20 protein-coding genes and 1 other RNA gene are annotated in these 24,429 nt (G+C 31.7%); 19 read left to right on the top strand and 2 right to left on the bottom strand.

Annotated features, from left to right (window positions below):
- Window positions 1–2: 2 nt before the first annotated feature.
- The 4 genes from ACTT9L_RS04250 to ppdK are packed head-to-tail and all read left to right on the top strand — an operon-like array spanning window position 3 to window position 6,412.
- Window positions 3–809: a S49 family peptidase gene (locus ACTT9L_RS04250; RefSeq protein WP_440928088.1), complete on the top strand. Its 807-nt coding sequence runs from the start codon at window positions 3–5 to the stop codon at window positions 807–809.
- Window positions 799–1,680 (top strand): glycine--tRNA ligase subunit alpha, encoded by an 882-nt coding sequence (locus tag ACTT9L_RS04245; protein WP_440928659.1) that lies wholly within the window; start codon window positions 799–801, stop codon window positions 1,678–1,680. Before ACTT9L_RS04250 ends, ACTT9L_RS04245 begins: the two co-directional genes overlap by 11 nt.
- The gene (glyS, locus tag ACTT9L_RS04240) at window positions 1,680–3,746 is read left to right on the top strand and encodes a glycine--tRNA ligase subunit beta (RefSeq protein ID WP_440928087.1); all 2,067 of its coding nucleotides are present in this window, start codon (window positions 1,680–1,682) and stop codon (window positions 3,744–3,746) included. Before ACTT9L_RS04245 ends, glyS begins: the two co-directional genes overlap by 1 nt.
- Window positions 3,746–6,412, top strand: coding sequence for a pyruvate, phosphate dikinase (gene ppdK / locus ACTT9L_RS04235; protein ID WP_440928086.1), 2,667 nt, complete (start codon window positions 3,746–3,748; stop codon window positions 6,410–6,412). The genes glyS and ppdK overlap by 1 nt, the downstream gene beginning before the upstream one ends.
- On the opposite strand, the gene ssrA is transcribed toward ppdK, so the two are convergent.
- Window positions 6,413–6,712, bottom strand: a transfer-messenger RNA (tmRNA) gene (gene ssrA / locus ACTT9L_RS04230).
- Between the two features lie 4 nt (window positions 6,713–6,716).
- Here ssrA and thyX point away from each other — a divergent pair.
- Window positions 6,717–7,664, top strand: coding sequence for an FAD-dependent thymidylate synthase (thyX, locus tag ACTT9L_RS04225; RefSeq protein ID WP_440928085.1), 948 nt, complete (start codon window positions 6,717–6,719; stop codon window positions 7,662–7,664).
- Here thyX and ACTT9L_RS04220 read toward each other — a convergent pair.
- A complete protein-coding gene (locus ACTT9L_RS04220) occupies window positions 7,645–8,520 on the bottom strand; it encodes an Mrp/NBP35 family ATP-binding protein (protein WP_440928084.1) in 876 nt (291 codons plus the stop codon). The two genes, thyX and ACTT9L_RS04220, sit on opposite strands and share 20 nt — an antisense overlap.
- On the opposite strand from ACTT9L_RS04220, the gene hflK reads away from it, so the two are divergent.
- The 14 genes from hflK to ACTT9L_RS04150 all read left to right on the top strand — a co-directional run bounded on the left by hflK (window position 8,521) and on the right by ACTT9L_RS04150 (window position 24,429).
- Window positions 8,521–9,621: an FtsH protease activity modulator HflK gene (gene hflK, locus ACTT9L_RS04215; protein WP_440928083.1), complete on the top strand. Its 1,101-nt coding sequence runs from the start codon at window positions 8,521–8,523 to the stop codon at window positions 9,619–9,621.
- Between the two features lies 1 nt (window position 9,622).
- The gene (gene hflC, locus ACTT9L_RS04210; protein ID WP_440928082.1) at window positions 9,623–10,495 is read left to right on the top strand and encodes a protease modulator HflC; all 873 of its coding nucleotides are present in this window, start codon (window positions 9,623–9,625) and stop codon (window positions 10,493–10,495) included.
- A gap of 7 nt (window positions 10,496–10,502) precedes the next feature.
- Window positions 10,503–10,688 carry a DUF2065 domain-containing protein gene (locus ACTT9L_RS04205; protein WP_440928081.1) on the top strand — a complete coding sequence of 62 codons (186 nt, stop codon included), beginning with the start codon at window positions 10,503–10,505 and terminating at the stop codon, window positions 10,686–10,688.
- Window position 10,689: 1 nt separating this feature from the next.
- Window positions 10,690–12,105, top strand: coding sequence for a Do family serine endopeptidase (locus ACTT9L_RS04200; RefSeq protein WP_440928080.1), 1,416 nt, complete (start codon window positions 10,690–10,692; stop codon window positions 12,103–12,105).
- A 2-nt stretch (window positions 12,106–12,107) separates the two neighbouring features.
- Entirely contained in the window at window positions 12,108–13,016 is a 909-nt protein-coding gene (gene miaA / locus ACTT9L_RS04195; RefSeq protein ID WP_440928079.1) for a tRNA (adenosine(37)-N6)-dimethylallyltransferase MiaA, read from the top strand.
- Between the two features lie 52 nt (window positions 13,017–13,068).
- Complete coding sequence (locus ACTT9L_RS04190) at window positions 13,069–14,835, top strand: acetolactate synthase 3 large subunit (protein WP_440928078.1); 1,767 nt, start codon at window positions 13,069–13,071, stop codon at window positions 14,833–14,835.
- Window positions 14,836–14,840: 5 nt separating this feature from the next.
- Window positions 14,841–15,389, top strand: coding sequence for an acetolactate synthase small subunit (ilvN, locus tag ACTT9L_RS04185; RefSeq protein WP_440928077.1), 549 nt, complete (start codon window positions 14,841–14,843; stop codon window positions 15,387–15,389).
- An 18-nt stretch (window positions 15,390–15,407) separates the two neighbouring features.
- The gene (ilvC, locus tag ACTT9L_RS04180; RefSeq protein ID WP_440927064.1) at window positions 15,408–16,430 is read left to right on the top strand and encodes a ketol-acid reductoisomerase; all 1,023 of its coding nucleotides are present in this window, start codon (window positions 15,408–15,410) and stop codon (window positions 16,428–16,430) included.
- Window positions 16,431–16,512: 82 nt separating this feature from the next.
- A complete protein-coding gene (locus ACTT9L_RS04175; protein ID WP_440928076.1) occupies window positions 16,513–18,075 on the top strand; it encodes an ABC transporter substrate-binding protein in 1,563 nt (520 codons plus the stop codon).
- A gap of 61 nt (window positions 18,076–18,136) precedes the next feature.
- Window positions 18,137–19,120 carry an ABC transporter permease gene (locus tag ACTT9L_RS04170; protein ID WP_440928075.1) on the top strand — a complete coding sequence of 328 codons (984 nt, stop codon included), beginning with the start codon at window positions 18,137–18,139 and terminating at the stop codon, window positions 19,118–19,120.
- The gene (locus tag ACTT9L_RS04165) at window positions 19,104–20,042 is read left to right on the top strand and encodes an ABC transporter permease (protein WP_440928074.1); all 939 of its coding nucleotides are present in this window, start codon (window positions 19,104–19,106) and stop codon (window positions 20,040–20,042) included. Before ACTT9L_RS04170 ends, ACTT9L_RS04165 begins: the two co-directional genes overlap by 17 nt.
- Window positions 20,039–21,721, top strand: a complete 1,683-nt coding sequence (locus ACTT9L_RS04160) for a dipeptide ABC transporter ATP-binding protein (RefSeq protein ID WP_440928073.1) — start codon at window positions 20,039–20,041, stop codon at window positions 21,719–21,721. Before ACTT9L_RS04165 ends, ACTT9L_RS04160 begins: the two co-directional genes overlap by 4 nt.
- 102 nt (window positions 21,722–21,823) lie before the next feature.
- The gene (locus ACTT9L_RS04155; RefSeq protein WP_440928072.1) at window positions 21,824–23,395 is read left to right on the top strand and encodes a 2-isopropylmalate synthase; all 1,572 of its coding nucleotides are present in this window, start codon (window positions 21,824–21,826) and stop codon (window positions 23,393–23,395) included.
- Entirely contained in the window at window positions 23,395–24,429 is a 1,035-nt protein-coding gene (locus tag ACTT9L_RS04150; protein WP_075504547.1) for a rod shape-determining protein, read from the top strand. Before ACTT9L_RS04155 ends, ACTT9L_RS04150 begins: the two co-directional genes overlap by 1 nt.

The following is a 24,429-nucleotide window of genomic DNA, read 5'->3' as shown; positions in this document are numbered from 1 at the left end:
CTATGTTATCTTTTTTTAAAAAGAAAAAAATTGTTGCTCACTTAAAATTAAGTGGGGTTATTGGTAATGCAGGAAAATTTAAACAAGGTATTGATTTTGCAGGTCAAGAAGAACTAATTAAAAAGGCTTTTTCTCTTAAAAAAGCGGCATGTGTTGCTATATCAATCAATTCTCCAGGAGGATCACCAGTTCAATCTCATTTAATCTACAGCTTTATTAGACAACAAGCAAAAAAACGCAAAAAAGAAGTTATTGTATTCGCTGAAGACGTAGCAGCTTCTGGAGGCTATTTGATTTCTTGTGCTGGGGACGAAATTTATGCAAATTCAAGTTCAATAATTGGATCCATAGGAGTGATATATTCTTCTTTTGGATTTACAGAGTTGATAAAAAAAATTGGGATTGAAAGAAGAGTTCATACTGCAGGCAAAAACAAAAGCACACTTGATCCATTTTTAGAGGAAAAAAACGAGGATATTGAAAGGTTAAAAAATATTCAATTGGATCTTCATAAAGACTTTATAGATGTTGTTGAAAAAAGTAGAGGATCAAAGTTAAACAAATCTGATGTAGAACTTTTTTCAGGTGAGTTTTGGTCAGGCAGTAAAGCAAAAAATTTAGGATTGATTGACGGAATAGGTAACGCAAATGAAATATTAAAAGATAAATTTGGAGAGGATGTAATTATTAAAAAATTTGAAAAATCAAAAGGATGGTTAAGTCAAAAACTTTCTTCATCTAGCAATCAAGTAGATCAAATAGCAAGTATTTTAGATGAAAGATCAATTTGGCAAAGATATGGTTTCTAAAGCAAAAAAGGAAAAAAAAAAAATTCAAACATTTCAAGATACAATTTTAAATCTTCAGAAATTTTGGAGTAAAAAGGGATGCGTTATTCTTCAGCCTTACGATATGGAAGTTGGTGCAGGAACTTTTCATCCAGCTACTACACTAAGATCACTAGGAACTAAACCATGGAAAACAGCTTACGTACAACCATCAAGAAGACCTACAGATGGAAGATATGGAGATAATCCAAACAGGTTACAACACTATTATCAATTTCAAGTTTTAATCAAACCTTCTCCTGAAAATATAAAAAAACTTTATTTGAATAGTTTGTCTACTATAGGAATAGATCATAATGATCATGACATAAGGTTTGTTGAAGATGATTGGGAAAGTCCAACATTAGGAGCTGCAGGATTGGGATGGGAAGTATGGTGTGATGGAATGGAAATTACTCAATTTACCTATTTTCAACAAATGGCTGGATTTGATTGTAAACCTGTATCAGTTGAAATCACTTATGGCTTAGAAAGAATTTGCATGTTTACTCAAAAAGAAAAAAATGTTTATGATTTATTGTGGAATGATGAAGGCATAAAATATCACGAAGTTTTTCATCAAGCCGAAAAAGAATTTTCAGCATACAATTTTGAACTTGCGAATGTAGAAATACTTTTGAAAATGTTTGAAATGCATGAGTCCGAAGCAAAAGATTTGGTAGAAAAAAAAATTTCATTACCAGCATATGATCAATGTTTAAAAGCCAGTCATGTGTTTAATATTCTAGATGCAAGAGGCGCAATCAGCGTCGCACAAAGAGCTGGTTATATTGCTAGAATAAGAGATATTACAAAATCTGCAGCTGGCGTTTGGCTAGATAGTCAAAAATAATGTCAGAGTTTTTTTTAGAATTATTTAGTGAAGAAATACCTTCAAATCTTCAACAAAATTTAAGGGAAGACTTGCTTAAAAGTTTTAATGATTTATTTTTAGAAAAATCAATTTTATTTAAAAAAAACTCTTCATATTCAACACCAAACAGACTAGTGGTATTATTTGAAGGTGTTCAAAAAAATGTTGTACTAAAATCTGAGGAGATTAAAGGTCCAAATATTAAGTCACCAGTGGCAGCACTTGAGGGGTTTGTTAGGTCAAATAAAATCTTAAAAAAGGATCTCTACCAAAAGAAAACAGACAAAGGAGAATTTTATTTTTTCAAGACAAAATCAAAAAAATTTTACACACATGAATTATTAGAGGAATTTATCCCAATATTATTAAATAAAATTCAATGGAAAAAATCAATGTATTGGGGAACTTTTGACCTAAATTGGGGTAGACCTTTAAAGTCAATTCTAGCTGTATTTGATAAAAAAAAGTTAAATTTCAATTTTCATCACCTAACGTCTTCTAGCTCAACTTTTATTGATAAAGAATTTGAGGAAAATAAAAAGTCTTTCCTAGAATTCAAAAATTATAAAAGTTTTTTTAAAAAAATTGACATTATCATTGATCACAAAGAAAGAAAAAAATTAATAGAAAAAAAATTTAACAATATATTAAAAAATAAAAATATTAAGATCCAACATAATCCTAGATTACTTAACGAAGTTGTAGATTTAACAGATCAACCAAATATCCTTCTTTGTGAATTTGATAAAAAGTTTTTAGATATTCCAAAAGAAATATTAATTATTACCATGCAATACCATCAAAAATATTTTCCTATATTTGATAATAAAGAAAATATTACCAATGAGTTTTTAGTGGTTGCAAACAAAAAAGACAAAAAGGGATTAATTAAATTAGGAAATGAAAGAGTAGTTGAAGCAAGATTAAGTGACGCAGAATTTTTTTGGAAAAAAGATAAATCTCAAAATATGGTCAAAAAAGTTACTGAATTAAAATTAATGAATTATTTTAAAGGATTAGGAAATTATTTCGATAAAGCCCAAAGAATGAGAAAATTGGGTGGAATGATATCTGATGAACTTTTAATAAGTAAAGAAAAAGTTGAATTGTCAGCATCAATTTGTAAAGTTGATTTATTATCAGAACTTGTAGGTGAATTTCCAGAACTCCAAGGTGTAATGGGAGGTTATTTTGCCATCGCACAAGGTTTTGATAAAGATTTAGCTTTGGCAATAAGTGAGCAATATTTACCTACAGGTTCAGGTTCAATAGTTCCAAAAAAACCATTTAGCATAGCCCTCTCTTTGGCTGATAAGATAGATACTTTAGTTGGTTTTTTTGGTTTAAATCAAAAGCCAACAGGTTCGAAAGATCCGTATGCTCTAAGAAGATTAGCATTGGGGGTAATAAGAATAATAGTTGAAAATAAAAAAGATTTTAAAATAAAAGATTTAATTAATTATTCTTTAAACCTGTATTTGGATCAAGGTTTTGAAATTGATAATCAATCTCTACAAAATGAATTATCAGATTTTTTAATGGATAGATTAAAATATCACATGAAGGAAGAAAATATTAGAAATGATATAATTCAAGCATCAATTAGCTCTTTTAACTTAGATCAATCTGTTATTATTTTTAATAAAGCTAAACATTTAAATAAAATTATTAACAAACCAAATGGTTTAGATATTATTGCAAGCTATAAAAGAGCTTCAAACATTTTAGACGGTGAATTAAAAAAAGATAAAATAGAATTATCAAATACAACTGATCCTGGAATTTTTAAAACTGAGTTGGAAAAAGATCTATTTAAAAAAATTTGTGAATTAAGGAAATATTTTTCAGGCATTAATAAAGATGAAAATTATGTTCAAACATTGGACAATTTAGCTAGCGTCAAAAGAGAGGTTTTTGACTTTTTTGATAATGTAATTGTGAACGAAGATGATCTTGTTATTAAGAAGAATAGACTGGAACTAATCCAAATGATGTGTAAAACGTTCAACAATTATGTTAATTTTGATCTAATCGACTCCCGTTAATGAAAAAACTTATTTTAAACTTTAATTCTAAGGATAGTAAAAAAATTAATAATCCTAAAAACTTTTTAGGAGGAAAAGGTGCTAATCTTTCTGAAATGGGAAGGATGGGTCTTCCAGTGCCTCCTGGTTTTACAATATCTACAAAAGTTTGTGAAATTTTTTATAAGGATAAAAAAAAATTAAATAAAAACTTAATTTCTCAAATTAAAAAAGAATTAAAACTAATTGAAAAAGATGTTTCTAAAAAATTTGGAGACTTAAAAAATCCACTTTTGTTGTCTGTACGTTCTGGAGCAAGAGTATCAATGCCAGGTATGATGGATACTATTCTTAATCTGGGTCTGAACGATAAAACAGTGAAAGCTTTAGCAATCAAAACTTCAAATGGAAGATTTGCTAAAGACAGTTATAGAAGATTCATTCAAATGTACGGCAATGTTGTAATGGGTGTTGAGAGTTATCATTTTGAGGAATTAATAGAAAATTATAAACTTACTAAAGGTGTTTTGTTAGATACAGATTTAGATGAAAGTGATTGGGATGGATTAATTGAAGATTTTAAAAGAACAGTAAGAGAAAAGGCAAAAAAAAATTTTCCTCAAGATGTTTATGAACAATTGCTAGGAGCAATAAGTGCAGTATTTTTATCGTGGGAAAGTAATAGAGCAAAAGTTTATAGAAAATTAAATCAAATCCCAGCTGAGTGGGGAACTGCTGTAAATGTTCAATCAATGGTTTTTGGAAATATGGGTGATGATTGTGCAACAGGAGTTGTCTTTACAAGAAATCCATCAGATGGATTAAATGAAATATATGGTGAGTATTTAATTAATGCGCAAGGCGAAGATGTTGTAGCGGGTACAAGGACTCCTCAATACATAACTAAAAAAGCTAGGAGAGAAGCTAAAGTAAAAGAATTATCAATGGAAGAATCTATGCCTAAAGTCTTTAAAGAACTTCAAAAAATTTTGAAAAAATTAGAGATGCATTACAAAGATATGCAAGACGTAGAGTTTACAGTTGAAAATAGTAAATTATGGATGCTTCAAACAAGATCAGGAAAAAGAACAGCAAAATCAGCAGTCAAAATTGCAGTTGATATGGTTAAAGAAAAATTAATTTCTAAAAAGGAAGCTGTATTAAGAATTGACCCAAATTCTTTAGACACACTTTTACACCCTACTTTGGATGAAAAAAGTTTAATTAATGTAATTGCAAATGGATTGCCAGCATCACCAGGTGCAGCCAGTGGTAAAGTTGTATTTACATCAGAAGAGGCTGAAAGATTAACCGCGGTGATGCAAGATACAATTTTGGTTAGAGTAGAGACCTCACCAGAAGATATACAAGGAATGCATGCTGCCAAAGGAATTTTGACTGCCAGAGGAGGAATGACAAGTCATGCAGCTGTTGTTGCAAGAGGTATGGGTAGACCATGTGTATCAGGATCAAGTGAAATTGATATAAACTATGAAAATAAATCTTTTAAAACTTCATCAATGGAGATTAAAGAGGGAGATATAATTACAATAGATGGATCAACTGGAAGAATTATTGCTGGAAGTGTTTCAACTGTGAAGCCAGAAATATCTGGTGATTTTTCCAAGTTAATGTCTTGGGCAGACAGCTTTAGAAAATTAAAGGTTAGAACTAATTCAGAGACACCAAAAGATACCAAGACAGCAAAAGATTTTGGTGCAGAGGGTATTGGATTATGCAGAACTGAACATATGTTTTTTGATGAAGAACGAATTTTATCTGTAAGAGAAATGATATTATCTAAAACAAAAGAAGACAGAGCAATAGCATTAGCAAAACTGTTACCACATCAAAGAAAAGATTTTATAGATATTTTTAAAATCATGAGTGGATTGCCAGTCACAGTTAGATTATTGGACCCACCATTACATGAATTTTTACCACGTACAGAAAAGGAAATTAATGAGGTTGCTAGTATAGTTTATCTTACAGTTAAAGAGGTTGAGTCTCGGATTGAAGAGCTCTATGAGCAAAATCCTATGTTAGGTCATAGAGGATGTCGTCTGGGAATATCTTTTCCTGAAATTTATGAAATGCAATGCAAAGCAATATTTGAGGCTTTGGCTTATCTCAAAAAAAATAAAATTAAATGTGCATTTCCTGAAATAATGATACCTTTAGTATCTACAGAGGCTGAGATTAAAATAATGAAAGAATTAGTAATTAGAACTGCTAGACAAGTTCAAAAAGAAAATAAACTAAAAATAGAATTTTTAGTAGGAACGATGATTGAATTACCTAGAGCGGCAATAAAAGCAAAAGAGATTGCTAAGCACGCAGAATTTTTTAGTTTTGGAACAAATGATTTAACTCAGACTACTTTTGGGATCAGTAGAGATGATAGTGGTAAATTTTTAAATGATTATTTAGAAAACAAAATATTTTCTGTTGACCCTTTTGTTTCAATAGATGAAGGAGTTTCAGATTTAGTTGAAATAGCAGTAGAAAAGGGACGAAAACAAAACAAAAATCTAAAGTTAGGTATCTGTGGAGAGCATGGAGGAGATCCTCATAGTATATCTTTTTGTTCTAATGCAGGATTGAATTATGTTTCTTGTTCACCTTATAGAGTGCCTGTTGCAAGGTTAGCTGCCGCTCAAGCTGAAATTAAAAAGAAATTAAATTAAATAGGGGGCGTTCTGTTGCCAGGTGCCCCAGACCCCGTTTGCTTAATTAACAGAGTTAATTAGGCAGCAAGTGCGTAACTTTCGTTAGCAATTATAAATTAGCCCGTTACGGTGGAACAATCCCGAACGAAAGAATAGCCTTTAGTCACCCGTCGATTCTAGTTCACCCCCATAAGTTGTAATGGTGGAGGTGGTGGGTACTGCCCCCACGTCCGCAATGGTTATTACGAAATTCGTTTATCGTCGTAGTTGGAAAACCAACGTTATTAATATAAAAGTAATTACAACAGATTCAATAACAATCATGAAATTAACTAAAGAACAACAAGAGGAAATAAAAAATCAACAATCTCAAAGCAATCAGACCAAGAGAGTTACCGCTCCTGAACTTGAAAAAATCTTATATGAAGCAATTCCAGCTTTAGACCATGGTTTTGTTAGAGTTGTTGATTATATGGGTGATGATACATCAATAGTTCAATCAGCCAGAGTATCTTATGGAAAAGGTACAAAACAAGTTTCAACCGACAAAGGTTTAATTAAATATTTGATGAGGCACTGGCACAGTACTCCATTTGAAATGTGCGAAATTAAATATCATGTTAAACTTCCGATATTTATTGCAAGACAATGGATTAGACACAGAACTGCAAATGTAAATGAATATTCTGCAAGATATTCAATTCTAGATAAAGAATTTTATTTGCCTTCAGAAGAAAATTTAGCTGCTCAATCAACTAGTAACAGACAGGGTAGAGGTGATGTCTTGGAAGGAAAACAGGCAGAGGAAGTTTTGGAACTTTTAAAAAGTGATGCAGAGAGAACTTATGATAATTATGAGACTATGCTTAATGAAAGATTTGATGGATCGACTATTGATGAAAATAAAAAAGGTTTGGCGAGAGAACTTGCAAGAATGAATTTAACACTTAATACATACACCCAATGGTATTGGAAAACTGATTTATTAAATTTAATGAATTTTTTAAGATTAAGAGCTGATAGTCACGCTCAATATGAAATTAGAGTTTATGCTGACATAATGCTGGATACTGTAAAAAAATGGGTTCCTATAACTTATGATGCTTTTATGGATTATAGGGTTGGTGGAACCGAGGTTTCTGCAAAAGGAAAATTAATTATTCAAAAACTTATCAAAGGTGAAAATGTAGATGTTGAAAGTTCAGAATTGTCTAAAAGAGAGTGGAATGAATTAATGACTGCTTTTGATCTTAAAGATAAGTTGATTTAATTTTTTCAGCAAAATTTAAATATATCTTAGAAATTTCATGCTCTGGGCTCGCCTCTACAATTGGCTTTCCTTCATCTCCAGTTTTACCAACTTCTGGATTAATTGGAATCTCACCCAAAAATTCTTTTTGAAATTCTTCTGCAGTTTTTTTAACTCCACCTTGTCCAAAAATTTTATATTTTTTTTTATCGTCGCCTATGAAAAAACTCATGTTATCAACTAAGCCTAAAATTTTAACTCCAAGTTTATCAAACATTTTAATTCCTCTTTTAACGTCTAAAAGAGCCACTTCTTGAGGCGTGCTTACGATTATTGCGCCATCCATTTTTATTTCTTGGGAAAAAGTAAGTTGAGTATCACCAGTTCCTGGAGGCATATCAACGATAATAAAATCTAAATCTTTCCAATTTACTTTCTGAGTAAAAGTTTTAATTGCACTCGTTACCATTGGGCCACGCCATATCATAGGTGTTTGTTGGTCAGCTAAAAAACCAATTGACATGCATTGAATTTCATATTTTGTAATTGGATCTAACTTTTGACCATCACTTTTTGGTTTTTCATTAATATCAAACATTTTAGGAATTGATGGACCATAAATATCTGCATCTAAAAGACCAACTTTACATCCAACTCTCTTCAAAGCTAAAGCAAGGTTCGTTGCAAATGTAGATTTTCCAACACCACCTTTTGCACTAGAGATTGCAATTGTAAATTTAGTTCCAAGAATAGGATTTTTACTGAATTTTTTAGGCTCAAGCTTACTTTTCATTGCGGCACTAAGTTCAGGTTTTTTATCAGTCATAAAAGTATCATTACTTGTTTTTTTAAATAAAGACACTATATACTTTGGCATATGTCTGACGATTTTAAAGGTCAAAGTCCTTGGGGAGCACCTCCTGGTGGAGGTGGCAGTGGCAATGGATCAGGTAGAGGCCCTAGACCACCAAATGTTGACGAATTAATTAGAGATCTTCAAGATAAAATAAAAAGATTTTTGCCTGGTGGAAAGACTTCAGGAGGAAAATCAATAAGTCTAATTTTATTAGTTTTAGTTTTTGTATGGTTAGCTAGCGGACTTTACAGAGTATTACCTGATGAACAAGGCGTTGTATTAAGATTTGGTAAGTTTGTAAAAACTACACAGCCTGGTTTGAACTATCACATACCTTTTCCTGTTGAGACTGTTCAAACACCGAAAGTTACTAAAGTTAATAGAATGGATATTGGGTTTAGATCCGAAAGAGACAGTGGTTTTTCTACAGGTGGCGGTGTTGCTGATGTTCCACAGGAAAGTTTAATGTTAACTGGAGATGAAAATATAGTGAATATAGACTTTTCAGTTTTTTGGGTTATTAAAGATGCTGGCAATTTTTTATTTAAAATTCAAGATCCAGAGGGCACAGTTAAAGCAGCTGCTGAAACTGCAATGAGAGAAGTGATAGCAAAGAGTGATATTCAGCCAATTTTAACAGAAGGAAGATCTAAAATTGAGCTTGAAACTCAAGAAATTATTCAAACTATTTTAGATGATTATGAAAGTGGAATTCAAATTACGCAAGTGCAAACTCAAAAAGCTGACCCACCTGATCAAGTTATTGATGCATTTAGAGATGTGCAAGCTGCAAGGGCAGATATGGAAAGATCAAAAAACGAAGCCGAAGCTTATGCAAATGATGTAATACCAAGAGCACGAGGGGAAGCACAAAAAATTTTACAAGCAGCAGAAGCATATAAAAAAGAAGTTGTTGCAAAAGCAGAAGGTGAAGCTAGTAGATTTATAGCGATCTATAGTGAATACAAAAATGCAAAAGCAGTTACTCAAGAAAGAATGTATTTAGAAACTATGGAAAAAGTTCTTGCTGATATTGATAAAGTAATAATAGAAAAAAATGCAGGTTCAGGAGTAGTTCCATATTTACCTTTGCCTGAATTAAAAAAGAAAGCGACGAATTAAAATGAAAGCTGGAAAAATACTAGCAGGGATATTAGTTGCAATTGGTATTGTAGCTTTTTTATCAGTAATTATAGTAAAAGAGGTTAACCAAGCAATAATTCTCCAATTTGGTGATCCAAAAAGAATTATAATGAAACCTGGATTAAACTTTAAAATTCCATTTATTCAAAACGTTGTTTATTTAGATAAAAGAATTTTAAATTTAGATGCTCCACCTGAGGAGGTTATTGCATCAGATCAAAAGAGATTGATTGTTGATGCATTTGCAAGATTTCAAATTGTAGACCCGCTTAAATTTTATATTTCAGTTGGGAACGAGAGAGTTGCAAGATCGAGGTTATCTACAATTATAAACTCAAGAATTAGAAATGTATTAGGTCAAGAAGAATTACAAACATTATTATCTAAGGATAGATCCAAGCAGATGGCTTTAATTAAAGAGGGTGTAAATAATGAAGCACAAAACTTTGGAATTAATATTGTAGATGTTAGAATTAAAAGAGCAGATCTTCCACAAGCTAACAGTGATGCTATATATCGAAGAATGCAGACTGAGAGGGAGAGAGAAGCAAAAGAATTTAGAGCAAAAGGTGCTGAGATGGCTGTTACAATCACATCAACTGCAGATAAAGAAGTTACTGTAATTTTAGCAGATGCTCAAAAGCAATCTGAGATTATGAAAGGGGAAGGTGATGGAGAAAGAAATAAAATTTTTGCTGACGCCTTTGGTCAAGATCCAGAGTTTTTTGCTTTCTATAGAGCTATGCAAGCATATGAAAAGGCTCTTATCGGTGGTGAAACTTCGTTAATTTTATCACCTGATAGTGAATTTTTTAAATTTTTTGGAAATATAAAGCCTGAAATCCAACAATAATCTTTAAATGCGCGAGCTAGTCATAGCTTTTGGTCTTTTCTTATTTGTTGAAGGAATTTTATACGCCTTATTTCCAGCAAAAATGAAAAGTATGTTGAAAAAATTAGAATTTGTTAAGGATAGTCAACTTAGATCAGGTGGACTTATTTTTGCTGTAATAGGTTTTATAATTATTTATTACATTAAGAGTTAATATGAAAAAAATTAAAATTATATTTTTAACAATATTTTTATCATTCACTTTTTCATTAAATGTAAACTCTAGAACAGTTCCTGCTTCATTCGCAGATCTTGCAGAAAAATTAATGCCATCAGTAGTTAATATTTCTACTACAACAACTGTGGTAACTAACACCAATCCATTTCCTTTCCAATTTCCTCCTGGATCTCCTTTTGAAGATATGTTTAAAGAATTTGGGACACCTCAGGAAAGGCAATCAGCTGCGTTAGGATCTGGATTTATAATAGATCAGAAAGGAATTGTAGTCACAAATAATCACGTTATTCAAGATGCTGACGACATTATTGTTAGAGTAAATGGTGATCAAGAATTTAAAGCAAAAGTTTTGGGCTCTGACCCGCTTATGGATATTGCAGTTTTACAATTAGAAACAGATGAAAAATTTATCCCAGTAGCATTTGGAGACTCAGATAAAGCAAGAATTGGGGATTGGGTTTTGGCAATTGGGAATCCATTTGGTTTAGGTGGAACTGTTACTGCTGGAATTATATCAGCTAGAAATCGATCAATTGGTTTATCAAGATATGAAGATTTTATTCAAACAGATGCTTCTATAAACTCTGGTAATTCAGGAGGACCTTTGTTTGATATGGAAGGGAATGTAATTGGAATTAATACAGCAATTCTTGGACGTAATGGTTCTATTGGAATTGGATTTTCTATACCATCAAACAGTGCACAAATCGTAATTAAACAATTAATTGAATTTGGTGAAACAAAAAGAGGTTGGCTGGGTGTTAGAATTCAAGATGTAACAAAAGAAATTGCTGAGGTTGAAAAATTAGACAAAGCTCGAGGAGCATTAGTCGCTAGTGTTGCAGAAAATAGTCCATCAGAAAAAGCAGGAATACAAGCTGGTGATATTATTTTAGAATTTAATGGAGAAAAAATAAACCTAATGAAAGAACTTCCAGCTATTGTAGCAAGAACAGAAGTTGGAAAAAAAGTTGAAGTTAAAATTTGGAGAGATAAAAAAGAAATAATTAAAAATGTTATTTTAGGAAGGTTAGAAACTTCAGATGATTTTAAAATAAGTAAAAATCAAGAAACTCAAAAACAGAGCAACGAAGAGATTATTGAAAGTTTGAGAATTGCAGTAAGACCTTTGACTAAAGAAGACATAAAAAATAGAAAATTACCAAACCAGACAACAGGTTTAGTAATAACAAAAATAGCAAACAACAGCCCTGTAGCAAATTCAATAGAACTCAACAGTATTATTATTGAAGCTCAAAAGAAAAAAATTAGATCAGCAGATGATTTAAGGAAAATCACAAATGAAGTTCTTAATTCAAATCAAAAAACACTTTTACTTGCAATCTATAATAATCAAAATCAAAGACGATACATTGGTGTTAAGCTAGACTAATAATGGATTTAAAATCCAAGATAATATTAATATCTGGTCCCACAGCGTCAGGAAAATCAAGTTTTGCAATTAAAGTTGCAAAGAAGGTTAATGGAGAGATTATTAATGCAGACAGTATGCAAGTTTATAAACAGCTTAAAATTTTATCAGCAAGACCAGATCCAAAAAAATATCAGAAAATTAAACATCACTTATATGGTTTTCATAATGTAACAAAAAATTTCTCCACTGGTGATTGGCTTAAGCTAGTAATTAAAAAAATAAAGGAAGTTAAAAAAAGAAAAAAAACTCCAATTCTTGTTGGAGGGACAGGCTTATACTTTAAAGCTTTAACTGATGGTTTAGTTAAAATACCAAATATTTCATTAAAATTTAGAACTGAAATTAGAGATTTGCAAAAAAAAATTGGACAAAAGAAGTTTTATGAAAAATTATTAAAATTAGATCCATCCTCAAAAAGAAAAATAAACCCTACAGATACTCAAAGATCCATCAGAGCATATGAAGTAAAAAAGTTCACAAAAAAATCTATACATGAATGGTTTAAAAACACAAAATCAAGCTTTATAGAAAATGACTTTTTTAAAGTTTATATTGATTACCCTAGACAAGAATTAATTGAGCGTATCAATGTAAGAACAAGAGAAATGATAGAAAATGGAGCACTTAAAGAAGTAAAAGATTTCATTAAGTTAAGGGTAAGAAAAGATAAAAGTTCCCACAAGGCCATTGGAGTTACTGAAATTACAGAATATTTAAAAAATCAAAAAAATTTGAATGATACTAGAGATAAAATAGCCATAAAAACTAGACAATACGCCAAAAGACAAAGCACTTGGGCTAGAGGTAACATGATGAGTTGGATCAAACTAAAGCCACAAGACATAAATAATTTTTTGAAAAAAATTTAAAATTTTCATTCTTAAACTTGACCAATGAGTACAACTTCAGCTAGATTGAATAATGCCAAAATTATTTACTGGAGCAGAAATTGTTTTTAAATGTCTTGAAGACCAAAAGGTAGAGCATATCTTCGGTTATCCTGGCGGCGCTGTTTTACCAATTTATGATGAATTAAAAAATCATCCTTCTATAAAACATATATTAGTTAGACACGAGCAAGGTGCTGGTCACGCAGCTGAAGGATATGCAAGATCATCAGGAAAACCAGGAGTAGTTTTAGTTACATCAGGTCCAGGGGCTACAAATGTTGTAACTGCATTAACTGATGCTTACATGGACTCAGTTCCATTAGTTTGCATTTCTGGTCAGGTTCCAACACATTTAATTGGAACTGATGCTTTTCAAGAATGTGACACGACAGGAATTACAAGACCTTGTACTAAACACAATTGGTTAGTTAAAGATATAAATGATCTTTCAAAAGTTATGCATGAAGCTTTTAGAGTCGCAACAACTGGAAGACCCGGACCAGTTTTAATTGATATTCCAAAAGATGTTCAGTTTGCAAAAACAAAATATAAAAAACCTAATAAAGAAAAAAAATTAAACGGAAAAACACATAATAAATTTTCTCAAGATCAAATTGATGAATTAGTAAAATTATTAAGCAAAGCAAAAAAACCAATCATCTATAGTGGTGGAGGAGTAATTAACTCAGGACCAAAAGCAAGCCAAGCTCTAAGAGAATTTGTGGAATTAACTGGATTTCCGATTACTTCTACTCTTCAAGGTTTGGGCGCATACCCTGGAGATGATAATCAATTTTTAGGAATGCTTGGAATGCATGGCACTTATGAAGCAAATAATGCAATGCATGATTGTGATTTATTAATTAATATCGGTGCAAGGTTTGATGATCGTATTACTGGAAAAATAGATGAGTTTTCACCAAAATCAAAAAAGGTTCATATTGATATTGATCCATCATCAATTAATAAAATTATCAAGGTAGATCTTGCAATAGTTGGAGATGTTACGAGTGTTATAAGTAAAATTAATAAAACAATTTCGAAAAGTAAAAATGGTCATAGCAAATCAAACAAATCAAACATTGCTAAATGGTGGGAGCAAATTGAAAAATGGAGAGAAAAAAATTCCCTTAATTTTGTTAACAGTGATGAAAGTATAAAACCACAACATGCTGTTCAAAGACTTTATGAATTAACTAAGAATAAAGATACTTATGTAACTACTGAGGTTGGGCAACATCAAATGTGGGCTGCCCAGCATTATAAATTTAATAAACCGAACAGATGGATGACATCTGGTGGACTAGGTACTATGGGATATGGATTGCCAGCAGCTGTTGGAGTACAAATTGCTCATCCCGAAAAATTAGTAATTGATATTGCTGGAGAAGCTTCAGTTTTAATGACTATGCAAGAAATGTCTACTGCAGTTCAGTACAATCTTCCTATAAAAATATTTATTTTAAACAATCAATATATGGGAATGGTAAGACAGTGGCAGGAATTACTGCATGAAAAAAATTATTCTGAAAGTTATTCAGAAGCATTACCAGATTTTATGAAAATGGCAGAAGCTTATGGTTGCAAAGGAATTAAAGCTGACAATCCATCTGATCTTGATTATAAAATTCAAGAAATGATTGATTACGGTGGACCTGTCATATTTGATTGCCATGTAGATCCTAATGAAAATTGCTTTCCAATGATTCCATCTGGAAAACCTCATAACCAAATGATCTTAGGTCCAAATGACCAAGAGGATAATAAAATTAAAGGAAAAGGCAAAGCTCTAGTATAAAAATAATGCCTAAATCAAAGTCAGCTTACAGTATTTCTACAAAAAAACAAAAATCTGAGACTTATATTTTCGTTGTTTGGGTTGATAACGAAGCTGGTGTTCTTGCAAGAGTAGTTGGTCTGTTTTCGGGAAGGGGATATAATATTGAGTCGTTAGCTGTAGCTGAAGTTGATGCTATAAAAAATATTTCAAGAATAACAATTGTTACTACTGGAACACCTCAGGTAATAGATCAAATTAAACTACAGTTAACAAAACTAGTGCCAGTTCATAAGGTTGCTGAATTTAAAAGAGAAGATAAAGGTGTAATATTTAAAGAAATGGCTTTATTTAAAGTTGTTGGTAAAAAAAATAAAATAGGTAAATGTTTAAACGCTTGTAAAAAATTTAATCCAGTAATATTAGATGAAACAAAAACTTCAGCAGTAATTCAAATAACCGCTCTTAGAAGAGAAATTGATAAAATGAATAAAAAATTAAAGCCCTTAGGACTTATTAGTACTTCGAGAACTGGGGCAGTAGCTATGACCAGAGGTGCTAAAATATTTAATTAATTTAATAGGAGAAACGATATGAAAATGTTTTATGAAAAAGATGCAGATGTAAATCTGATTAAAAGTAAAAAAGTTGCTATTTTTGGTTATGGAAGTCAGGGGCACGCTCACGCATTAAATTTAAAAGATAGTGGAGTAAAAGAAATTGTTGTTGCTTTGAGAGAAGGTTCATCGAGCGCAGCAAAAGCTGAGTCAAAAGGATTAAAAGTAATGAATTTATCAGATGCTGCTGAATGGGCCGATGTAGTAATGATTCTTACGCCAGATGAACTTCAAGCAGAAATTTATAAAAATCACATTGAACAAAGAGTAAGAGAGGGTACAAGTATTGCATTTGCTCATGGTTTAAATGTTCATTACGATTTAATAAAAGCAAGAAAAGATTTAGATGTTTTCATGGTTGCCCCAAAAGGACCTGGTCACCTGGTTAGAAGCGAATATGAAAAAGGAGGTGGAGTACCTTGTTTGTTTGCAGTACACCAAGATGGATCTGGAAAAGCAAGAGATCTAGCTTTATCTTATGCTTCAGCAGTTGGTGGAGGAAGATCAGGAATAATTGAAACAACATTTAAAGATGAGGTTGAAACAGATTTGTTCGGTGAGCAAACAGTTCTATGTGGGGGTTTAGTTGAATTAATTAAAAATGGTTACGAAACTTTAGTTGAAGCAGGATATGAACCAGAAATGGCATATTTTGAAACAGTACATGAAGTTAAATTGATTGTTGACTTAATTTATGAAGGTGGAATCGCAAACATGAATTATTCTATTTCGAATACTGCTGAATATGGTGAATATCAATCTGGGCCAAGAGTAGTTAATAAAGAAGAAACTAAAAAAAGAATGAAAGAAGTTTTAGCCGAAATCCAGTCTGGAAAATTTACAAAAGAGTGGATGGATGAATGTAAAAATGGTCAAAAGAATTTTCTTGCTACAAGAGCGAAATTAGCCGAACACCCAGTTGAAAAAGTTGGTGCTGAACTAAGAGCTATGATGCCATGGATTGGTAAGAAAAAATTAGTTGATAGTGATAAAAGTTAAATTTTATCAGTAAATTATTGCTACTATAATTCAATTATTTCACTTATACTTTTTTAAATAAATTTTAAAAATGAGGGGAATAATGAAGACTAAAAATATAGTAAGAATACTATTGTCATTAGTTCTAGTATTCGGATTTTCTTCAGCATGGGCAAAAACTATTAAATGGTCTATGCAAGGAGACAGTTTAACACTAGATCCACATGCACAAAATGAGGGTCCAACTACTCAAGTATCAAGACAAGTTTATGAAGCTCTAGTTCAAAGAGGCTTGGACATGAAAATAGGGCCTGCTTTAGCAACAAAATGGAAAGCTACTGATCCAAATACATGGATTTTTACTTTAAGAGAAGATGCTAAATTTTCAGATGGCTCAGGAATGACATCTGCAGATGTTGTTTTTAGCATATTAAGAGCTAAGCAAAGAACATCTGATTTTAAAGAATACATCAGCACAGTTTCAAATGTTGAAGCGGTTGGAGATTACTCAGTTAAAATAACAACAAGTAAACCTAACCCTATTCTTTTAAACCAACTATCAAACATTTTTATAATGTCTAAAGCTTGGTCAGAGAAAAACTTTGCAATGTCTCCACAAAATTGGGATGCAGGACAAGAAACTTTCTCTGCTACTAATGCAATGGGAACTGGTCCTTTTAAAATAACTTTAAGAGAACCAAATACTAAAACAGTGTTTAAAAGAAATAAACATTGGTGGGGCGAGATGAAGGACAAAAAAGTAACTCAAATTGAATTAATGCCTATAAAAAACGCAGCTACAAGAGTTGCAGCTTTATTATCAGGTGAAATTGATATAGTTACTGATGCTCCAGTTCAAGATTTAAAAAGAATTGGATCTTCTTCAGGTCATAAAGTTGAAAGTACAGCTCAAATGAGAACAATTTTCTTAGGTATGGATCAAGCAGCTGACAAATTAAGAACTGGAAATACAGGTGATAATCCATTCAAGAAAAAAGAAGTAAGACAAGCTCTTTATCAAGCAATTGATATAGAAGCGATCAAGAAAAAAGTTATGAGAGGTTTAAGTGAACCAGCAGGAATTATAACTTTCCCAGGTGTTAATGGATATACTGCTGATCTTGATAAAAGATTACCTTACGATGTTAATGCTGCAAAAAAACTTTTAGCTGATGCGGGTTATCCTAATGGTTTTGACGTTGAACTTAGATGTCCTAATGACAGATATGTAAATGATGAAGCAATATGTACAGCTGTTGTTGGAATGTTGGGTAAAATTGGAGTTAATGTTAACTTATTTGCTCAAACTAAAAGTAAACACTTCAAAGAGCTAAAAGATGATCAAGGTGATTTCTATATGCTAGGATGGGGTGTTCCAACTTTAGATAGTCACTATGTTTTCCATTATCTATATGAAAGTGGTGCGAGCTGGAACAAAGTTAACTTTAGTAATGCTGATGTTGATGCCGCAATTAGAGTTATGGAAGGTGAAGTTGATTTAGATAAAAGAAATGCTGCAATTGCAAAAGCTTGGAAAATTGTAAAAGATGATATCTCTTATCTTCCTTTACATCACCAAGTGATTTCTTGGGCATCTAAAAGCAATGTTAATGTTCCTATCAGACCGAATAACGAACCGTTATTCAGAACTGCTAGTTTTAACTAATTAAAAATTATTACAAGCCCTTTAAAAATTTAAAGGGCTTGTAAGTTTAAACTTTCACAAATTGATAAAATATTTTTTTAAAAGGCTGTTTCAATCTGCTTTGGTGATGTTGGTTGTCGCCTTTGTGTCTTTCTCATTATTTAATTTTGTTGGAGATCCAATTAATAACATGGTTGGAGAAGAGACTTCTGATCAGGAAAGGGCAGAATTAAGAGAAACATTAGGTTTGATGGATCCAATTCATGTACAGTTTTCAAGATTTATAGTTAATGCTTCTAAGGGAGAGTTTGGAATTTCATATCAATTAAGAAGACCTGTTTCAGAGTTAATTGTTGAAAGATTACCAGCTACTGTTGAACTAGTAGTTATTTCGGCACTAATTGCACTTGTAACTGGTACATTATTAGGAGTTTATACAGGTATAAATCGAAAAGGCTTTTTAAGTGATTTTGTTTTAGCCATCTCCTTATTGGGAGTTTCACTCCCAACATTTGTTATTGGAATATTATTTATATATTTGTTTGCGGTAATTTTAGGAATATTACCTTCTTTTGGAAGAGGAGAAGTAATTGATTTAGGTTTTTGGACCACAGGTTTCTTAACAGCTTCAGGACTGAAAGCAATTATACTTCCCTCAGTAACATTAAGTCTTTTCCAAATGACTTATATTATCAGACTTGTGCGAGCAGAGATGATGGAAATTCTACAAACAGATTACATTAAATTTGCACGTGCACGAGGCATTAGTGAAAATAGTATCAAGTATAAACATGCATTAAAAAACGGATTGATACCAGTAATAACTATAGCAGGAATAAATATTGGAACTCTAATTGCTTTTTCAATTATTACTGAGACTGTTTTTCAATGGCCTGGTATGGGCTTCTTATTTATTCAAGCAGTACAATTTGTCGATATACCAATCATGTCAGCTTATTTAGTTTTTATAGCTTTTGTTTTTGTGATGATAAATTTTATAGTTGATATTCTTTATTATTTAATTGATCCAAGAATAAGAGTAAAGGGAGATGTTGCAAGTGGATAACAAATCATTAAACACTTGGGAAAGAATTAAAGATAGTGATGTTTATCATAGCTTCATAAATTCTCCTACTGCGATTGTATCATCTACTATTTTGTTTATAATTTTTTTCTGTTCTTTTTTTGTTGAGCTCATAACACCTTATAATCCTTTTGACCCTTCGTCTCTATCACTGATGGATGCATTCACACCACCATCATGGACAGAAGATGGTCTTGCTAAATTTATTTTAGGTACTGATGGACAAGGAAGAGACATGTTGTCTACAATTTTATATGGATGTAGAATTTCTCTGATTGTAGGTTTTTCTGCAATAATCTTTAGTTTAATTCTTGGAGTTGGATTGGGATTAACGGCTGGATTTTTTGGTGGAAAATACGAAATGATAGTAATGAGATTAACAGATGTTCAGTTAACGGTACCAAGTATTTTGATGGCATTGTTGGTTGATGGAATAGCAAGAGGATTAATCTCAAGAGAAATGCATGATGAAATGGCAATTTATGTTTTAATATTTGCTATTGGAATTTCAGAGTGGCCACAATTTGCAAGAGTTTCAAGAGCTGCAACTTTAGTAGAAAAAAATAAAGACTATGTTTCAGCATCAACAATAATTGGGGTTTCAAATATAATTATTATGTTTAAACATATTTTACCAAATATTTTAAGACCAGTGTTGGTAATTGGAACCATTGGTTTAGCACTTGCTATTTTAGCTGAGTCTACTTTAAGTTTTTTAGGAGTTGGCGTACCTCCAACAACACCTTCTTTAGGGACATTAATACGACTCGGTAATGACTTTTTATTTTCAGGAGAATGGTGGATCACTTTTTTTCCAGCAATTTTTTTGGTTATTTTAGCATTTTCAATAAATCTATTAGGGGATTGGATGAGAGATACTTTAAATCCAAAATTAAAAAAATGACATTTTTAAAAATAAATAACCTTAGTGTTGATTATCAAATGAGAAAAGAAACAGTTAACGCCGCTAAAAATGTAACTATTGAGGTAAACAAAGGAGAAATTTTAGGATTAGTTGGAGAATCTGGTTCAGGAAAGAGTACGGTAGGAAACGCTATAATAAATTTAATTGATGAACCAGGTAAAGTATCTAGTGGCTCAGTTATTTTAGGCGATCTTAACATTCATGAAAATTCTGAAAGTATTGTAAAATATAGGGGAAATAAAATTGGGTTGATATTTCAAGATCCTCAAACTTCACTAAACCCAATTCTTACTGTTGGTGAACAATTAATTGAAACAATTCAAACTCATCTTAAATTGAGCAAGGAAGAAGCAAAAAATAAATCTATAAATTTATTAAAAGAGGTTGGTATAAAAGATGCAGAGGCAAGATTTGATAATTATCCTCACCAATTCTCAGGTGGAATGAGACAGAGAGTAGTAATTTCTCTTGCTTTATGTTGTGAGCCAGAATTGTTAATTGCAGATGAACCAACAACAGCACTAGATGTATCAATTCAATCTCAGATTTTAGAACTAATTAAAAAATTAACAAAAGAAAGAAACCTTGCAGTCATCTTAATTACTCATGACATGGGGGTTATAGCTGAGACTGCAGACCGAGTTGCAGTTATGAAAAGTGGTAATTTAGTTGAAATTGGTGAAACAAAAAAAATATTAACTAAACCACAAGAAAATTATACTAAAAGCTTAGTAAGTTCTGTTCCACCAACTAACAAAAAAATTTTAAGATTTGTTATAGTTGAAAAAGAAAACAGTGACAAAAAAGAAAATAATATCAAAATATTAAATAGATGGACAAAAAAAGAAATAATAGATCAAGATTTAGTACAGATAAAAAATCTTAGTAAAAGTTTTGACGATAATTTTTTTACAGAAAGTTCTAAAAATTCTGTGATGGCTGTTAATGATGTTTCTTTTAATATAAAAGAAGGTGAGTCTTTTGGCTTAGTAGGAGAAAGTGGAAGTGGAAAATCTACAATTGCAAAAATGATTGTAAATTTATTTAAACCTTCTTCTGGAAATATCTTCTTTGACAATGTTTGTATTACAAAAATAAAACAAAGATCAGAATTAATGAAATTTAGAAAACAAATTCAAATGATATTTCAAGATCCTTATTCTTCACTAAATGGAAGATTAAAAGTGAAAGATATAATTGCAGAACCAATAACACTTCACAACCCATCAATATCAAATATAGATATAAATAATTATATTTATGATTTACTGGAGTCTGTAGAATTAACTCAAAAATCTGCAGATCGATATCCACACGAATTTTCAGGAGGGCAGAGACAGCGAATATCAATTGCAAGAGCACTTGCAACACAACCAAGACTTTTGGTTTGTGATGAACCTACCTCCGCTTTGGATGTAAGTATTCAAGCCCAAATATTAAATTTACTTAAAGATCTTCAAGAACAATTAAATTTAACAATTTTATTTATAAGTCATGACCTACCTGTTGTAAGACAAATGTGTGATAGAATTGGAGTTCTGAAAGATGGCAAATTATGTGAAGTTTCAAACACTGAGGATTTATTCTTAAAACCGACACATGAATATACGCTGGAACTTTTAAGGTTAATGCCTAAAATTGAGTCTATTTATAATTAATTTTTCCTAAGCCTAAAATGGTCCGTTATTCGTAATTATTTAACTAATTATTTTGCAATCTCTCTTATAGATTGTATTATAGATTTTCTAAAAAATTTTGTTATGAGCAATAAAGATAGAGTCTTTATATTTGATACTACTATGCGTGATGGTGAGCAATCGCCAGGCGCATCTATGAGTTTAGAAGAAAAAATTCAAATCGCCAGAGTATTTGATGAATTGGGTATCGACATAATTGAAGCAGGTTTTCCTATAGCTTCACCAGGAGATTTTGAAGCTGTTTCAGAAGTAAGCAAAATTTTAAAGAATTCTATTCCTGCAGGACTTTCAAGACACTCAGTAAAAGATATTGATAGAGCTTATGAAGCTCTAAAACATGCACCAAGATTTAGAATACATACATTTATTTCTACAAGTCCCTTACACATGAAGCATAAATTAAATATGTCTCCAGAAGATGTTTATGAATCAATTGGAAAACATGTTGCTTATGCAAGAAAGTTAACTGATGACGTTGAGTGGTCTTGCGAAGATGGAACAAGAACTGATATGGATTACATGTGTAAAACTGTAGAGCTTGCAATTAAAAATGGAGCTACAACAATTAATATTCCTGATACAGTTGGTTACACAATACCATCTGAGTTTACTACAATTATAGAAACTTTATTAAATAAAGTTCCAAATATTGATAAAGCAATTTTATCAACTCATTGTCATAATGATTTAGGTTTAGCAGTAGCTAACTCATTAGCTGGAGTTCAAGCTGGAGCAAGGCAAATTGAATGTACAATAAATGGATTAGGAGAGAGGGCAGGAAATGCTGCTCTTGAAGAAGTTGTTATGGCAATTAAAACAAGACCTGATTTAATGCCATATGAAACTGGAATTAATACAACACTTTTAAGCAAAGCTTCAAAAATTGTGTCGAACGCAACAGGATTTCCTGTTCAATACAATAAGGCGATTGTTGGAAAAAACGCTTTTGCTCATGAAGCAGGAATTCATCAGGATGGAATGCTAAAAAATAGACAAACATACGAGATAATGACACCTGAAAGTGTAGGGGTTAAACAAACATCATTAGTAATGGGAAAACATTCTGGGCGACATGCATTTAAAGATAAATTAAACAGTCTAGGTTATCCAGATTTAACTGATGATGTAGTAGGAAATGCATTTGCAAAATTCAAAGTCTTAGCAGATAAGAAAAAACATGTTTATGATGAAGATATTATTGCCTTAGTAGATGATAGTTTAATTATAGATAATAAAGTGAATGCAATTACTCTTAAATCTTTAAAAGTTTTTGCTGGAACAGGTGAACCACAAAAAGCAGAAATGACTTTGGATGTTTATGGTGATGTTAAAAACGCTTCAGAAACTGGAGATGGTCCGGTGGACGCAATATTTAAATGCATTAAAACTTTGTATCCTCATGATGTTAACTTGCAGCTTTATCAAGTTCATGCAGTTACAGAAGGAACAGATGCACAAGCTACAGTAAGTGTCAAAATAGAGGAAAAGGGTAAAACAACAGTAGGTCAAGCAGCTGATACAGATACTTTGGTTGCATCAGCAAATGCTTACATTAATGCATTAAATAAAATGATAATTAAACGAGATAAAACAGCTCCTATGGAGCAAGAAAGTCAGAAAGTAAGAGGGATATAATGGGGTTATTTAGTAGTGTTAAAAAAATATGGAGCCAAGATATGGCAATTGATCTTGGAACAGCTAACACTCTTGTTGTTTTAAAAGGACAAGGAGTGGTTCTAAATGAGCCATCAGTTGTTGCAATAGTTGATCAAGGTGGAAAAAAAAATGTATTAGCAGTCGGAGATGAAGCAAAAACAATGCTTGGAAGAACTCCTGGTAATATAAGCGCAATTAGACCTTTAAGAGATGGTGTTATCGCAGATTTTATAGTCACTGAAGAAATGATTAAACATTTTATTAAAAAAGTTCACAAAGGAAGTACGTTTGCTAACCCTAGAATTTTAATTTGTGTACCAACTGGTTCAACACCAGTTGAAAGAAAAGCAATTCAAGATAGTGCTCTAGCAGCTGGCGCAAGAAGAGTTCAATTAATTGAGGAACCGATTGCAGCTGCTATTGGAGCAAATTTACCAATTTCTGAAGCAACTGGTTCAATGATTGTAGATATTGGTGGGGGTACAAGTGAAATCGCTGTAATGTCTTTAGGTGGATTGGTTTACTCTAAATCTTTAAGAGTTGCAGGTGACTCAATGGATACTGCAATAGTGGATTATATGAGAAAAGAATATAATTTATTAATTGGTGATACTACTGCTGAAAAAATAAAAAAAGAAATGGGGACAGCCGTTCCAACTGGAACAAATACTTACCCAGTTAAAGGAAGAGATTTAAGATCTGGTACTCCAAAGGAAGTTAATATTACAGAAGAAGATACAGCTGAAGCACTAAACGATATTATGAAACAGATGGTTGGTGCAATCAAAGATGCATTAGAAAATACTCCTCCTGAGTTGTCAGCTGATTTAGTTGATATGGGTTTAACTTTAACAGGTGGTGGTGCTTTGTTAAAAAATATCGATAAAAGGTTTTCTAAAGAAACAGGTTTACCAGTTCATATAGCAGATGATCCATTATCTTGTGTTGCTGTTGGTACAGGTAAAGCTTTGGATCAAGAAGAAACTTTTTCTACTATGTTATCTGAATATTAG

This window comes from Candidatus Pelagibacter sp., from assembly GCF_052049675.1.
GTDB lineage: Bacteria > Pseudomonadota > Alphaproteobacteria > Pelagibacterales > Pelagibacteraceae > Pelagibacter.
Note: the sequence above shows the minus strand (reverse complement) of the source record. Positions and strands in the feature narration are given on the sequence as shown.